13 protein-coding genes are annotated in these 14,380 nt (G+C 71.6%); 8 read left to right on the top strand and 5 right to left on the bottom strand.

What is annotated here, in order from left to right; all coding sequences use genetic code 11:
* Nucleotides 1–43 precede the first annotated feature (43 nt).
* From ACL00U_RS06210 to ACL00U_RS06185, 6 genes are all read left to right on the top strand, one after another.
* Entirely contained in the window at nt 44–1,324 is a 1,281-nt protein-coding gene (locus ACL00U_RS06210; RefSeq protein ID WP_284761630.1) for an extracellular solute-binding protein, read from the top strand.
* An 80-nt stretch (nt 1,325–1,404) separates the two neighbouring features.
* Complete coding sequence (locus ACL00U_RS06205; RefSeq protein WP_197068670.1) at nt 1,405–2,379, top strand: carbohydrate ABC transporter permease; 975 nt, start codon at nt 1,405–1,407, stop codon at nt 2,377–2,379.
* Nucleotides 2,376–3,311, top strand: coding sequence for a carbohydrate ABC transporter permease (locus ACL00U_RS06200; RefSeq protein WP_250898610.1), 936 nt, complete (start codon nt 2,376–2,378; stop codon nt 3,309–3,311). The genes ACL00U_RS06205 and ACL00U_RS06200 overlap by 4 nt, the downstream gene beginning before the upstream one ends.
* A complete protein-coding gene (locus ACL00U_RS06195) occupies nt 3,311–4,990 on the top strand; it encodes a hypothetical protein (RefSeq protein WP_412873956.1) in 1,680 nt (559 codons plus the stop codon). The genes ACL00U_RS06200 and ACL00U_RS06195 overlap by 1 nt, the downstream gene beginning before the upstream one ends.
* Nucleotides 4,991–5,001: 11 nt before the next feature.
* Nucleotides 5,002–6,885 carry a DUF6807 family protein gene (locus tag ACL00U_RS06190; RefSeq protein ID WP_412873955.1) on the top strand — a complete coding sequence of 628 codons (1,884 nt, stop codon included), beginning with the start codon at nt 5,002–5,004 and terminating at the stop codon, nt 6,883–6,885.
* Nucleotides 6,882–7,367 (top strand): tetratricopeptide repeat protein, encoded by a 486-nt coding sequence (locus ACL00U_RS06185; RefSeq protein ID WP_042540415.1) that lies wholly within the window; start codon nt 6,882–6,884, stop codon nt 7,365–7,367. Before ACL00U_RS06190 ends, ACL00U_RS06185 begins: the two co-directional genes overlap by 4 nt.
* Before the next feature lie 4 nt (nt 7,368–7,371).
* Here the strand turns inward: ACL00U_RS06185 and ACL00U_RS06180 are convergent, their stop codons facing one another.
* Nucleotides 7,372–8,277, bottom strand: coding sequence for an AraC family transcriptional regulator (locus ACL00U_RS06180; RefSeq protein ID WP_259576972.1), 906 nt, complete (start codon nt 8,275–8,277; stop codon nt 7,372–7,374).
* Nucleotides 8,278–8,387: 110 nt separating this feature from the next.
* Between ACL00U_RS06180 and ACL00U_RS06175 the strand changes: the two genes are divergently transcribed.
* Nucleotides 8,388–9,185 carry an SDR family NAD(P)-dependent oxidoreductase gene (locus tag ACL00U_RS06175; RefSeq protein ID WP_412873954.1) on the top strand — a complete coding sequence of 266 codons (798 nt, stop codon included), beginning with the start codon at nt 8,388–8,390 and terminating at the stop codon, nt 9,183–9,185.
* Nucleotides 9,186–9,650: 465 nt separating this feature from the next.
* On the opposite strand, the gene ACL00U_RS06170 is transcribed toward ACL00U_RS06175, so the two are convergent.
* Complete coding sequence (locus ACL00U_RS06170) at nt 9,651–11,063, bottom strand: protein kinase domain-containing protein (RefSeq protein ID WP_412873953.1); 1,413 nt, start codon at nt 11,061–11,063, stop codon at nt 9,651–9,653.
* Nucleotides 11,064–11,303: 240 nt separating this feature from the next.
* On the opposite strand from ACL00U_RS06170, the gene ACL00U_RS06165 reads away from it, so the two are divergent.
* Nucleotides 11,304–11,909 carry a dihydrofolate reductase family protein gene (locus ACL00U_RS06165; RefSeq protein WP_214519932.1) on the top strand — a complete coding sequence of 202 codons (606 nt, stop codon included), beginning with the start codon at nt 11,304–11,306 and terminating at the stop codon, nt 11,907–11,909.
* 12 nt (nt 11,910–11,921) lie between these two features.
* On the opposite strand, the gene ACL00U_RS06160 is transcribed toward ACL00U_RS06165, so the two are convergent.
* The 3 genes from ACL00U_RS06160 to ACL00U_RS06150 form a co-directional block, all read right to left on the bottom strand.
* Nucleotides 11,922–12,410 (bottom strand): hypothetical protein, encoded by a 489-nt coding sequence (locus ACL00U_RS06160; RefSeq protein WP_412873952.1) that lies wholly within the window; start codon nt 12,408–12,410, stop codon nt 11,922–11,924.
* 94 nt (nt 12,411–12,504) lie between these two features.
* Nucleotides 12,505–13,368, bottom strand: coding sequence for an ABC transporter permease (locus tag ACL00U_RS06155; RefSeq protein WP_042540425.1), 864 nt, complete (start codon nt 13,366–13,368; stop codon nt 12,505–12,507).
* Complete coding sequence (locus tag ACL00U_RS06150) at nt 13,365–14,297, bottom strand: ABC transporter ATP-binding protein (RefSeq protein ID WP_017885815.1); 933 nt, start codon at nt 14,295–14,297, stop codon at nt 13,365–13,367. The genes ACL00U_RS06155 and ACL00U_RS06150 overlap by 4 nt, the downstream gene beginning before the upstream one ends.
* Nucleotides 14,298–14,380 lie beyond the last annotated feature (83 nt).

Below are 14,380 nucleotides of genomic sequence, written 5' to 3'. Positions count from 1 at the left end.
CGCCCACGGCACATGCACGTGGTCCCGAACGAAAGCAGTGACGATGAAGTCATCCAAGAGAATGCTCGCACTCGCCGGCGGGATCGCCGCGCTCGCGCTCCTGAGCGGCTGCGCCTCCGGCGGGTCCGGGGACGGCGGCAAGGTGGACGAGCTGACCTTCTGGCTCTCCACCTCGTCCGCGCAGGAGAAGGGCTACCAGGACCTCGCGACCGCCTACGAGAAGCAGACCGGCGTCGCGGTGAAGATCGTGAACCTGCCGTACGACGGCCTGCAGACCAAGCTGCGCGAGTCGGCGCAGGCGAACTCGCTGCCCGACGTGGTGCGGGCCGCGGGCATCGACCCGATCTGGAGCGGCAAGACCGTCGACCTCGCCTCGATCGTCAGCGACAAGGCGAACGGGATCGACCAGGACCTCATCGCGAAGGACAAGGACGGCAAGGTCACCTCGATCCCGTCCGACGTCACCGCGGCCGGACTGTTCGTGAACAAGTCGCTGTTCGACAAGGCCGGCGTCGCGTACCCGACCGACCCCGCGAAGGCGTGGACGTGGAGCGAGTTCCTCGACGCCGCCGACAAGGTGAAGGCCGACACCGGCGCCAAGTACGACCTGGTCTTCGACTCGTCGCCGTCGCGCCTGCGGGCCTACATGTTCACCAAGGGCACCGACTTCATGCAGCAGGAGAAGGACGGTTCCTTCCCCACCGACGCGAAGACCGTCGACGCCCTGCAGGACTTCGCCGACATGAACGACGACTCGGTCATGCCGAAGTCGGTGTGGACGAGCGGCCAGGACCCGAACGCCCTGTTCAAGAGCGGCCAGGTCGTGGCGTACTTCTCCGGTGTCTGGCAGTCGTCGGACTTCGCGTCGAACATCACCGACTTCGACTGGGCCAGCGCCGCCACCCCGGCCGACCCGACCCACGCCACCGAGATCAACTACGGCGGCAACATCGTCGGGTTCGAGAACTCCGACACCCGCGGCGCCGCGGCGAAGAAGTTCATCGACTACATGTACGACCCGACGAACTACGCGAAGCTCGTGACCACCAACGGGTTCCTGCCGGTCGAGTCCGGGCTGGACATCACCTACCCCTTCACGTCGCAGGCAGCAAAGGACTCCTTCGCGCTGTACCAGAAGGAGATCGAGGCGGCCGACCCGATCTCGAGCTCGTACGCCAAGGCAGCGTCGGAGTGGGCGGTCGAGGGCAAGGAGATCGGCACCGACCCGACCACGGCCGAGGTCGGCAAGCTCATCAACGGGCAGCAGTCGGCCAAGGAGACGCTCGACACGATCACGAAGTACTACGAGGAGCACGTGGGGTGACGGAACGGGGCCGGGCGCATGCGTCCGGCCCCGTTGTCCCTCCTTCCACAGCAGCACCACGTCGAACGAAGAGGATCATCGTGAGCATCCCCACCGCAGCCGGTGACGTGCAGACCGCCGTCCCCACCCCGGTGCCGCCCCGCCGGCCCGGAGCCGCGAAGACGACGAAGCGCCGCCGCTCCGGCGTCAGCAAGCCCGTCCTCGCCCCGATCCTGTTCGTCAGCGTGAACGCCGTCCTGTTCGTGGTGTTCTTCGTGTGGCCCGCCGTGATCGGCCTCGGCTACTCGTTCACCGACTACAACGGCGTCGTCGACCCGAAGTTCGTCGGCCTGGCGAACTACTTCGAACTGTTCGCCGACGACACCTTCTACGCCGCCCTCGGTCGCACCTTCCTGTACGCGATCGTCGCCGTGCCGCTCGGCTTCGTCCTGTCGCTCTCGATGGCGCTCATGCTCACGAGCCCCGCGGCGAAGGGACGGAGCGTCGCCCGCATCGTGTTCTTCGTTCCGTGGCTCATCTCCCCCATCGTCACCGGTGTGATCTGGCGGTGGATGTTCGGCGAGAACTTCGGCCTGGCCAACTTCGTCATCGAGTCCCTGGGCGGCAAGGCCGTCCCGTGGCAGTCGAACGCCGACCTGTCGCTGCTGGTCGTCGTCTTCGCCACCGCGTGGGCCGGGGCGGCGTTCAACATGCTGCTGTTCGTCGCGGCGATCCGGAACGTCCCGCAGTCGTACTACGAGGCCGCGTCGCTCGACGGTGCCGGCGCCTGGCACCAGTTCCGCTACATCACCCTGCCGAGCATCGCGCCGACGTCGTTCATCGTGATCCTGCTGTCGTCACTCAGTGCGTTCAAGGAGTTCGCCACCGTGCAGGCGCTCAACGGCGGCGGCCCCGGCACCGACAACAACCTGCTGGTGCAGTACATCTACACGAACGGGTTCCAGAACGCCCACATCGGCTACGCGAGCGCGGCGTCGATGGTCCTCATGCTCATCCTCATGGCCATCGCGCTGATCCAGCTGGCCGTGAACCGCCGGACGGAGTCCCGTCGATGACCGCCACGCTCCCCACCGAGACCGACAAGACCGGAAGCGGCCGTCGGGCCGGTCGCTCCGGCTCCGGCTCCGGCCGCTCCGGCCGCTCTGGCCGCTCGAAGGCTGTGGACACCACGCCGCGGCCCCAGGCCATCGCCGCCACGGCCCTGCTCTGGGTGTTCATCATCGCGTTCGGGTTCCCGGTGCTGTGGTTCGTGCTCAGCGCGTTCAAGCCGGGCGGCGAGCTGTTCTCGTACCCGCTCACCCTGCTGCCGAAGAACTGGTCGGTCGAGGGTTTCGCCGAGGCGTGGTCCAGCTACGACTTCGCCCAGTACTTCGGCAACACCGTGATCGTCGCCCTGGTCACCACGGTGCTGACGGTCCTGGCGAGTGCGGCCACCGGGTACGCGCTGGCGAAGTACGACAACCGGTGGCTGAAGGTGTTCTTCGTCTGCATCCTCGCCACGACGATGCTCCCCACCGAGGTGATCCTCGCTCCGACGTTCATCGTCATCCGCGACCTCGGCATGTACGACTCGCTGGCCGGCATCATCGTGCCGTCGGTGATCACGGCCACCGGCATCTTCATGTTCCGGCAGTTCTTCATCACCGTGCCGGACGACCTGGTCGAAGCGGCCCGGATCGACGGTGCGAGCGAGTTCGGGATCTTCTGGCGGATCATGCTGCCGATCTCCCGCCCGATCATGCTGACGCTCGCGATCTTCTCGTTCCAGTGGCGGTGGAACGACTACATCTGGCCGCTCCTGGTGCTCAACGACCCGAAGCAGTTCACGATCCAGATCGCCCTGCAGAGCATCGTCGGTGCCGAGAACGTGAACTGGACGGTCCTGCTCGGTGCCTCGGTCATCTCGATCATCCCGCTCGTGCTGCTCTACCTGGTGTTCCAGAAGTACGTGAACGGCGCCGACCTCAACGCGGGTCTGAAGGACTGATGGGGTTCCTCGACCTGGCCGGCCCGGCCGCCGACGCCGAGGTCGCCCGCCTGCGGCTGGCCGACGACGACCCGGCCACGCTGCAGCACCGGGAACTGATGGCGCGTGCGCTCGCGTTGGTCGGTGCGTGGGTCCGGCAACGGCCTGGAGGCCCGGCTCACCCCGCAGACGACGACCTCACCACCGCGCACGGCTGGGTCCGGCACCTCGCGACCCGGCAGTCGCCCGGCGGCACGTTCGTCGGCGGCGACAACGTGCTCTCCCCGCCGGACTCCGCGTTCACCGTCAACGACGTCTGCGACGCCCTCGAACTGCTCGCACCGCACCGGGCGACGGTGCCGGCAGCGGCCGCGCTGGCCGACGACCTCGACGCGATCGTGCACCGGGCGACCCCCGCACTGCTCACCGGTGGGGTGCACACCCCGAACCACCGGTGGGAGATCGCAGCCGCCCTCGCCCGGGTGCACCGACTCCACCCGGCGGCGGCGCTGCTCGACCGCATCGACGCGTGGCTGGCCGAAGGGCCGGACATCGACGCCGACGGTCTGTGGTCGGAGCGGAGCCCGAACTACGCGTCCGCCGTGTCCGGGCCGTCGTTCCTGGTGCTCGCCGCCGTGCTCGACCGCCCCGCCCTGCTCGACCCGGTGCGCCGCTCGCTCGACGCCACGCTCGCGCTCCTGCTGCCGGACGACACCGTCGAGACCGTGCAGTCCCGACGGCAGGACCAGTCACAGCCCTTCGGGATCGGGCCGTTCGCGCCGCTGCTCTGGCACGTCGCGGTGCTCGACGGCCGGGGCGACCTGGCCGCGGTCGCCGCCCGCGCCGCCGTGGCCGAGACCTGGCAGCCCGCCGCCGTCGCCGCGCGGTCGATGACCGATCCACTGCTCGGGCGTCCGCTGCCGGAACCCGTCGCCCTGGCGCCGGCCGTGCACACCTTCGCCGACGCACGGCTCGTGCACGTCCGCGCGCCCGACCGCAGTGTCGTGCTCTTCGCCGGTTCCGACGTCCCGGCCCAGGGCCACGTGCGGTCGGGGCTGGCGAACAGCCCGACGTTCCTGCGGGTCGTCGTCGGGTCGGTCGTGCTGTCCGACGTGCGGCTCTCGCGGGAGTTCTTCGGCCTCGGACCGTTCCGACCGACCGCGCTCGAGTCCCTGGGCGACGGACGGTTCCGGCTGACCGAGACCGTGTCCGCCGGCTACCACCAGCCGTTGCCCGCGAGTGCTCGCCAGCCGGACGGCCGCTACCCGCTCGCCGACGAAGGCCGGTTCTCCGCCGCCATGGCGTTCGGCGCCCGGTCCGTCGACACGGTGGTCCTCAGCACCACCGTCGACGTCGCGGTGACACCGGACGCCGTCGTCCTCGACGTCGTGACCGAGGGGGCCGAAGTGCCGTGGTCCCTGCAGCTGACGTTCCGCACCGGGGGGACCCTCACGGGCGTCGAGACCGACGCCGTCACCGGGGAGCGGGTCCTGGCCGACGGGACCGGCAGCTACCGCGTCGGTTCCGACGTCGTGACGTTCGGCCCGGGCAACGGCGCCGGTCCGGGCCAGCCGGCGGGCTACACCCCGGGACAGGACTACGCGTTCCTCCGCGGGACCGACCGACCGCAGGGTGAGCACGTCCACGTCACCGGGAGAGCCCCCGGCTCGGCACGCATCGTGATCGGGACGGGCCGGTGACGCTGCCGGGCGTGGTGCTCGTCGGAGCCCGCGGCTACGGCCTGCACCACCGCGCGAACATCGACCGGCTCGTGGCAGCAGGGGTCTGCACGGTGACTGCCGTCGTCGACCCCGCGCTCGGCACGACCGCCGACGCCCGTGTGCCCGTCGTGGCCGACGTGGCAGCGGCCCGCAGGCTCGGACCGGTGGACGTGGTCGTCGTGGCGGCTCCGATCGCGGCGCACCTGCCCCTCACCCTCGATGCGCTCGACGCCAGCGCCGACGTGCTGCTCGAGAAGCCTCCGGTCACCACGCGCGACGCCCTCGACGTGCTGCTCGAGGCCGAACGTCGGACCGGCAGGGTCGTGCAGGTGGGGTTCCAGAGTCTCGGTTCCGCCGCGCTGCCGGCGTTCCGTGATGGGGCGCTCGTCGGTGCCGTCCGGTCTGCGGCCGCCGTCGGCACGTGGACCCGCGACCGGGCGTACTGGGACCGCTCCCCCTGGGCGGGGCGCCGTCGGGTCGGCGGCGTGGACGTGCTCGACGGCGTCGTCACCAACCCGCTCGCCCACGCCGTGGCGACGGCCCTGGCGCTCGTCGGGTGCCGCCGGACCGCCGACGTCGCGCGGGTCGAGGTCGAGTTGTACCGGGCGAACGCCATCGAGGGCGACGACACCTCGGCCGTCCGGGTGACCACGACCGCCGGCCTCGAGGCCACTGCCGCACTCACGCTCTGTGCCACCACCGAGGTCCCGCCGACCGTGCGGGTGCGGGGCGCGACGGGGGACGGCGTACTGCACTACACGACGGACGACGTCACGATCGACGGCGCGACCACCCGCCTGGAGCGCACCGACCTGCTCGAGAACCTGCTGGCGCACCGGTCCCACGGCGCCGAACTGCTCGTGCCGCTCGTCTCGACGGGAGCGTTCGTCGAGGTGCTCGAGGCGGTCCGCGCGACCGAACCCGTGCAGCTCGACCACCCCTGGGTGACGTGGGAGGGCGAGGGGCCGACCCGGCGCCCGGTGGTGACCGGTGTCGAGGCCACGATCGAGCGCGCCGCCGACGCCCGCGCGCTGTTCTCGGAAGTCGGGGCACCGTGGGCGCACACGGCCCGCGACCAGACGCTGCAGGAGCTCCGCGTGGACGACGTCACGGTCGCCGTCGAACGCGACGGGGCCGGCACGATCGCCACGTCGTCCCCTCGGCCGTACCTGCACCCGGTCCGGACCCTCAGCGGCACCGTGGTCAGCGCGCACCACCCGGGCGACCACGACTGGCACTGCGGGGTCGGCGTCGCGATCCCCGACGTCGACGGCGTGAACTGCTGGGGCGGACGGACCTACGTCCAGGGCCCCGGCTACGTCTGGCGCGACGACCACGGTTCGGTCGAGGTCGTGCACGCCGCGCAGCACGGACTCGGGTCGACGGAGGAGCTGGTCTGGCGGGGTCCGGACCGCGCGGTGGTCCTGCACGAGGACCGCACCCTGCGCTGGCGCTCGGTCGGAGCCGGGTGGGAGTTGTCCTGGTCGTCGTCGTTCCGCGCCCCCGGCGACTCCCCCGTGCACCTCGGCGGCCCGGGCAGCAACGGCCGGGTCGGAGCGGGCTACGGCGGCTTCTCCTGGCGGTTCCCGGAGTGCACCGGGGTCGTCGTCCGGACCGCCGACGCCGAGGGCGAGCCCGCCGTGCACGGCTCGGTCGCACCCTGGATCTCCTGGTCAGCGGTGTTCGACGGCGGGCCCGCGACGATCCGCATCGAGGCCCTCGACCACCACGACCCCTGGTTCGTCCGCGCCGAGGAGTACCCGGCGATCGGCTCGGCCCTGGCGTGGGACACCCCCGCGGTCGTGCAGCCCGGCACACCGCTCGTCCGCTCCTTCCGCACGACGATCACCGACGGCGGTACGCTCGCCGGATGAGCACCGGGGACTGGGAAACACGCGTCGCGACGCTGTGGGACGACGAGACGATCGACGACCACCAGCGGATCGAGCGGATGCGTGACCTCGCAGCGGACGCCCCGCACCCGGCCCTCGGCGCGTTCGAGCTCGGCGGCGCCTTCGACTCGGGCGGCCACGAGGCCGAGGCCGACGTGCAGTACGCCGCCGCGACCGCAGCGGGTCTCGACACCGTCGACCCCGAACGCGCGGCGCGGATGGTCGTGCAGCACGCCTCGACGCTGCGGAACCTCGGCCGGGTCGACGCCGCCATCGCGATGCTCCGCGACGCCCCCGAGCACCCCGCCACGGGGGCGGCACCGCGGGTGTTCCTCGCGCTCGCGCTGCACAGCGCGGGACGCTCGGCCGAGGCCCTGCGCGTCGCGATCGAGGCCGTCGAGCCGACGCTCCCCCGCTACCACCGCTCCGTCAGCGCCTACGCGGCAGCACTCACCGAGGACTGACGCGTCAGGCGATCGCGACCTCGCCCCGCGCCATGAGCTCACGAGCCCGACCGGCGTCGGCAGCCGGTGGACGACCGTGCAGGGCGCGGTAGTCCCGCGAGAAGTGCGAGGCGCTCCGGTACCCCACCGCCGCAGCCGCCTGGGCAGCGGTGTCCCCGAGCACGATCATCCGCCGCCGGGCCTCTCCGAGCCGCAGCCGCCGCAGGTACTGCACCGGGCTCATCCCGGTGACCTGCCGGAAGCGTGCGAACAGGGTCGACTCGCTCGTCCGGACCGCCGCGGCCAGGTCGGCGACCGACCACGGGTCCGCCAGCCGATCGGTGAACAGGGCCGTGGCGGCCGCGACCACGTCGCCGTCCCGGTTGCCGATCGCGGCCAGGATGCGCGGGGCCTGGTCGGTCTGCAGCAGCCGGAGCACGACCTCGCGGGTGACGAGCGGGGCGAGGACCGCCATGTCCTCCGGAGTGTCGAGCAATCCGACGAGTCGCGCGAACGCGTCCGCCAGCGCTGGTGTCCAGCTGCCGAGTCGGGCCGGCGGCGCTTCGTCCTGGTGCGGGCGGGACATCGCCGTCGCGACTTCGGCCACCACCGCGGGGTCGAGCTGCCAGACGACCGCGACGAATCCCGCCGGCTCTTCCACGGCGACCACACCGGCGATCACCGGCAGGTCGACGGGTGTGATGATGAAGCGCTCGCGACCCCAGAGCTGGTCGTCGTCCCCGACGATGGACCGCTTCTGCCCCGCGAGCACCACCGACACCGACGGCGTGTAGCGCTGGTACCCGAGGTCGGTCGGCGCGTCGACCCGGGCCAGGCGGAGTCCGAGCCGTCCGGCGCGCTCCGTGTCGTCGACGTGGGCCAGGACGCTCTGCAGCGCGCGGTCCAGTCGGTCCGAGGTGACGTCGTCCATGTACTCATTCTGTCGAGCCGATCGATGCACTGAACGCCCGTGCTGGATCCGGCAAGCAGTCCGGAGTCCTGTGCAATCGCCGACCGCCTCGCCGGACCGAGCATCGGAGCATGCAGACCAACGAAGCACTCCTCGACTCCTTGACCCCCGACGACCGACTGGCCGGCCGGACCGCGCTGGTGACCGGCGCCTCGAGCGGCATCGGCGAAGCCGTCGCCAGGGTCCTCGCCGCCTCCGGCGCGACGGTCGGTGTCGCCGGCCGTGACCCGCAGCGCACGCAGGCCGTGGTGGACGCCATCACCGCCTCAGGTGGCTCCGCCGTGGCCGTCATCGGCGAGCTGAACGCGCATCCCGACGCCGTCCGCGACCTCGCTGCCCGTGCCACGGCAGCCCTCGGTGGCCGGGTCGACATCGTCGTCAACAACGCCGGCGTCTACCCGGTCGGCCCGACGGCGCTGCTCCCCGATGACGACGCCGAAGCGCTCTGGGCCACGAACGTCCGAGCACCGCACGTCCTGGTCGGCGCCCTGGCTCCGGGCATGGTCGAGCGCGGCTCGGGTGTCATCGTGAACATCGGCTCGTGGATGTCCCGCGTCGGCGTCCCCTTCACGGCGCTGTACCCGGCGACGAAGGCGGCCGTGGAGCAGCTGACCCGGGCCTGGGCCGCCGAGTTCGGCCCGCGCGGTGTGCGGGTGTCGACGGTCTCCCCTGGTGCCACCGCCACGCCGGGCAACGCCGACTCGCACGACGTCCTCGCGCAGATGACGGCGGGCACACCGGCCGGCGCACCCGTCCGGCCGGTCGACGTCGCGTTCGCCGTGCGCTGGTTGGCCTCCGACGAGGCGTCCTTCGTGCACGGCGCCACCATCGACGTGGACGGCGGCATCGCCGCGACCCGCCTCGGCTGAGGCCCCCCCCCCCGGCCGAGCGGGCGAAACACCCGGGTTCATGCGCGGAGGCACCCCGGCATTCCGCCCGCTCGGCAACCCCGACCCACGCGCACGAACCCCCACCACCGCGAGCGGGCGAAACACCCGGGTCAGCTCCCGGAGGCACCCGGGCATTTCGCCCGCTCGGCAACCCCGACCCACGCACGCGAACCCCCACCACCGCGAGCGGGCGAAACACCCGCGTCAGCCCGCGGAGGCACCCCGGCATTTCGCCCGCTCGGCAGTGCGAGCCGACGCGCGCGAACCCGCACCATCGCGAGGGGGCACGACACCCCGCAGACCGGCGGGCGAGCGGTCACGAAGGGTCGGGCGGGAGCGCGTCAGCCGACGGATCGTGACCGCTCGGCGGACGGCGACGGCGCGGCGGTGGACGCCACCACCGGCGGAGGGGAGGCGCGGTGCGGGGTGGCACCGGGCCTCCCGTCAGGCGGTGTGGTCGCCGCCCACCCGTGGGACCGGCAGCGAGTCACTGGTCGTGCGCAGGGACTCCTGCCGGATCTCGAGCTGCGAGACGGCGAGCGCCGCCAGGTCGCGGAGGTTGGCGAGGTCGCCCTCGGTGGCCTGCCGCGGTCGGGTGTCGAGCACGGCGAGGGTGCCGATCGGCGCGCCGTCGTGCCGGACGAGCGGGACGCTGACGTAGAAGCGGATGCCGAGCGGGCCGGTGACCAGGGGGCTGTTGCGCATCTCGGGGTGTGCGGAACCGTCCGGGATCACGACGGGGACGGGCACGGGCGCGAAGCCGTTGGTGAAGCTGATGCTCCGCGCCGCCTCGTCGATGCCCTCGGCGATGTACGACTGGGACCACTCGCGGTCCTCGTCGAGCACCTCGATCAGGGCGATCGGTGCGTCGAAGAGCCGAGCAGCCATGGTCGTAGTGCGCTGCAGCGACTCGTTCGGCAGGGTGTCAAGGGTCGCCGGGCGATCGGTCTCGGGTCGCGTCGGCACCGGGGCTGTCTCGTCCGTCGGTTCGACCACGTGGTCGGGGGCGGCGGTCTCGGCGATCACGACGTCGCGGAGCATCGTGACCAGCTCGGGGCCGAGCGGACGGGCTGCGGGGTCCTGCGCGGTCATGGCGCGGAGCAGGTGCTTCCAGTGCTCGGGCAGGGGTTCGGGGACCACGGGGTCGCGGGACAGCCGCGCGACGGCGGACTCGACGAGCGAGCCCGGGAACTCCCGGCGGCGGGTGAAGCACTGCAGCAGCACGAGGCCGAGCGAGTAGACGTCGCTCGGCGGGCCGACCTCGCCGCCGCGCGCCTGCTCGGGGCTGAGGTAGGCGGCGGTGCCGGTTGTCACGCCGTCGGCGGTCAGGCGTTCGACGCCGGCGGCGAGCGCGATGCCGAAGTCGGTCAGGCGTGCGCGGGCCCGTTCGGAGGCGTTGCCGTAGTCGACGAGCAGGATGTTCGACGGCTTGATGTCGCGGTGCACGACGGCGTTGGCGTGGATGTAGTCGAGCGCCTCGGCCATGTCGTAGCCGATCTCGGCGATGTGGCGCGAGGCGAGCGGGCCGACGCTCAGACGTTCCTCGAGGTCCTGCCCGACGACGAGCGACATCACGATGTAACGCTGCTGGGTGCCGTCCTGGCTGGTGACGACCCCGGCGTCGAGCAGGCTGACGAGGTTGTGGTGCTCGAGCGACGCCAGCACGCCGAGTTCGGCCTCTTGCCGGGCGATGTCGACGATGCCCGCGTGGAAGAGCTTGATCGCGACCGGGCGGTGCAGGCTCTCGTCCACGCCGCGGTAGACGACGGACATGCCGCCCTGACCGATCGCCTGTTCCAGGCGGTACCGACCGTCGAGCAGCGGCGCGCTCGCGTCGTGTTCTTCCGTCGGGATCATCCAACCCTCGTCCTCGGCTCCGGCACCAACGATGCATCTTCGCATCCCGACGGGTATCCGTGTCGCCGAGCGGCGTTTACCGGATCGGGGGCGCGGTGCGCAGGGGCGCCACAACACCGGTGTTCGCGGGTCGAACACGCGCAGGTCGCGGTGCATCTCGGCAACACCGGTGTCGTGCGCCCCTCGGTGGCGCTGGTCGGCAGCGCGCGCGTACGCTCGGCCCGACGAAGGAGTCATGCCATGCCCGCGAGGTTCGTCTACTGGATCAACGTCTCCGTCGACGGGTTCGTCGAACGGGCACCCGGCGAGCACGACGGCCTGGACGGCCCCGACTGGATGCGCATCGACGAGCCACTGCACCGCGAGTTCAACGCCCGGGCCGCCGCGATGACCCTGTCCGTCGAGGGCCGGGTCGTGCGCGACATGATGGACCCGTTCTGGCCCGATGCCCGGCACGACGAGTCGATGCCCGAGTACCTGCGCGAGTACGGCGAGATCTGGACCGCGCAGCCGAAGATCCTGGTGTCCCGCACGCGGACCACCGCCGACCACGACACCCGGGTCATCGGAGGCGACGGCGACGCGATCGCCGAGCTGGCCGCGATCCGTGCCGAAGGCGAGGGCGACATCGGCGTCGGTGGGCCGAGCATCGCGAGTCAGCTGCTCGACGCCGGGCTGCTCGACGAGGTCATGCTCTTCACGCACCCGTCGGTGCTCGGCGCCGGCCGCCCGTTGTTCGATCCACCGGTGTCGGGGCACCGTCCGCTCGTACAGCTCGACCTGATCGAGCAGCAGCGCTCCGACAACGGCGTCACCCTGCACCGGTACGACGTCCGGCGGTCCTGAACGCTCGGGCGGTCAGTCCGCGCCGGGCGTTGCGCCGATCACGCGAACGTTCCAGGCGCTGTCGCGGTCACTGTCGAACCCGTTGAAGGAGATGCTGTCGACGTCGGCACGCCAGGTTCGCCGCAGGTCGATGCGTTGCTCCCCGTCGCCGCAGGGCATCGCCTCGATGATGTGGTTCCGCGACGTTTCCCGCGAGACGACCATGACCGAACCGCTCATGTGCCCGTCACCGAAGCACGAGAACTCGAGGTGGTCGACCGTCTCCGGGTGCGCGAACGTGATCGTGACGCCACGGTCGATCTCGTCGTCGTTCCCCGTCGCGCTCTGCCCGGCGGGTTCTTCGGCGAACATCGCGCCGAGGTCCCGGTCCGACTCGGCGGCCATCTGCCGCTTCTCCCAGGTGTGCAGCGCCGCCTCGTCGACGGGCGGCGGCCCGGCGCAGCCGGCCAGCAGCAGCACGCCCGCGATCGCGGGCAGGAGCAGGGCGGGGACGGAGCGCACGCTGTGAGCCTAGTGACGCTGCGGACCCACACCGCGAACGACGGGAGGCGCGGTGCCAGCTGGCACCGCGCCTCCCGGCCGTGGGGTGGTCGCGTCAGACGTCGCGACGGCGCGCGAGCGTCAGGGCGAGGCCACCGACGACGAGCACCTCGGCGGCGAGGACGCCGAAGCCGCCCCAGCCGTTCAGCACGACCCCGCTGTTGTCGACCGTGCTCGCGCCGTCGTACGAGTAGGCGTAGAGCTGGCCGCCGGCTGAGTCGGGCAGGAACGCCGCGATGTCCATCGGCCAGTCGACCTTCATCAGTCCGCTCATGAGTGCGAGCACCCCCGGAACGACCAGCAGGAGGCCGAGCGTGATCGCGATGCCGCCGGCGCTCGACCGGACGAGCAGACCGATGCCGTACGCGAGGAGCGCCAGCAGGGTCAGGAAGACCGACGAACCGAGGATCGGCAGGAACACCGACGGGTCGCTGACCTCCGGCTCGATGCCGTTGCCGGCCAGCAGCGGCAGCGAGATGAGGACGCCGATCCAGGTGGCGACGGCGCTGACGACGAAGGTCGCGATGGCAAGGACGGTGGCCTTCGCCAGGATCACGCCGGTGCGTCGCGGGTCGGCGGTGAACGTCGAGCGGACCTGGCCCGTGCCGTACTCACCGGTGATGATGAGGACGCCGAGCACGCCGACGACGAGCGACGAGAGCAGGACACCCACGGCGTTGGCGTTCACGAAGGTGCCGTTGGCGAGGTCCGTCGGCAGCTCCTGGCCGCCGCTGTTCGTGTTCGCCCCGATCAGCGCGGCCATGCCGATCGTGAGGACGACCAGGATCGCGTAGCACCAGAACGTGGACCGGATGCTGCGCAGCTTGATCCACTCGCTCCGCACCAGGTGCGGGAACGACAGGCGGGTCGAGCCGGACATCCGGGTCGACGGTGTGGTGGGCGAGGTGGTGGCGCTCATCGGGTGCCCTCCGATCGGTACTCGACGTCGTCGCGGGTGAGGGCCATGTAGGCCTCTTCCAGGCTCGCGCCGGTCGGGGTGAGTTCGTGCAGGGGGACGCCTGCCTGTGCGGCGATGTTGCCGACCGTCGGTGCGTCGGGCCCGACGACGAGGAATGAGCCGTCCTCGCGCTGGGTGACCGCGGCGTTCGGGCCGATGGCGTTGAACAGGCCGTTCGGGTCCGGCGTGCGGACGATGACACGGCTGACGGCGGCATCGGTGCCGGCAGCGGCGCCGCCACCGGCGACGAACTCCGCGATCGGGGCGTCGGCCAGGACCTTGCCTCGGCCGAGCACGACCACGCGGTCGGCGGTCTGTGCCATCTCGCTCATCAGGTGGCTGGAGAGGAACACGGTGCGGCCGTCCGCGGCCATGCGGCGGGCGAGCTGTCGGACCCAGAGCACGCCGTCGGGGTCGAGGCCGTTGACCGGCTCGTCGAGGATCAGGGTCTTCGGGTCGCCGAGCAGTGCGGCAGCGATTCCCAGGCGCTGCCCCATGCCGAGCGAGAACCCGCCGACGCGCTTCTTCGCGACGGAGTCGAGGCCGGTCATGTCGATGACCTCGTGCACGCGGGACTTCGGGATGCCGTGGGTCGCCGCGAGGGAGAGCAGGTGGTTGTAGGCGCTGCGTCCGGAGTGGACGGCCTTCGCCTCGAGCAGGGCGCCGACCTGCCGGAGCGGGTCGCGGAAGCTCGTGTAGGGCTGGCCGTTCACGGTGGCTGTGCCCGACGTGGGCTGGTCGAGCCCCATGATCATGCGCATCGTGGTGGACTTCCCGGCGCCGTTGGGCCCGAGGAAGCCGGTCACACTGCCGGGACGCACGACGAAGGAGACGTCGTCCACGGCGGTCTTCGGACCGTACTGTTTGGTGAGATGGCTGACTTCGATCACGGCGTCGACGCTACGGGAGCGGTGGTCGGCGCCGCGTCCGCCGTTGGGGGGAGATGTGTGCTCCCACAGGCTGACGCGGATGG

The organism is Curtobacterium poinsettiae, from assembly GCF_047226435.1.
Classification (GTDB): domain Bacteria; phylum Actinomycetota; class Actinomycetes; order Actinomycetales; family Microbacteriaceae; genus Curtobacterium; species Curtobacterium poinsettiae.
Note: the sequence above shows the minus strand (reverse complement) of the source record. Positions and strands in the feature narration are given on the sequence as shown.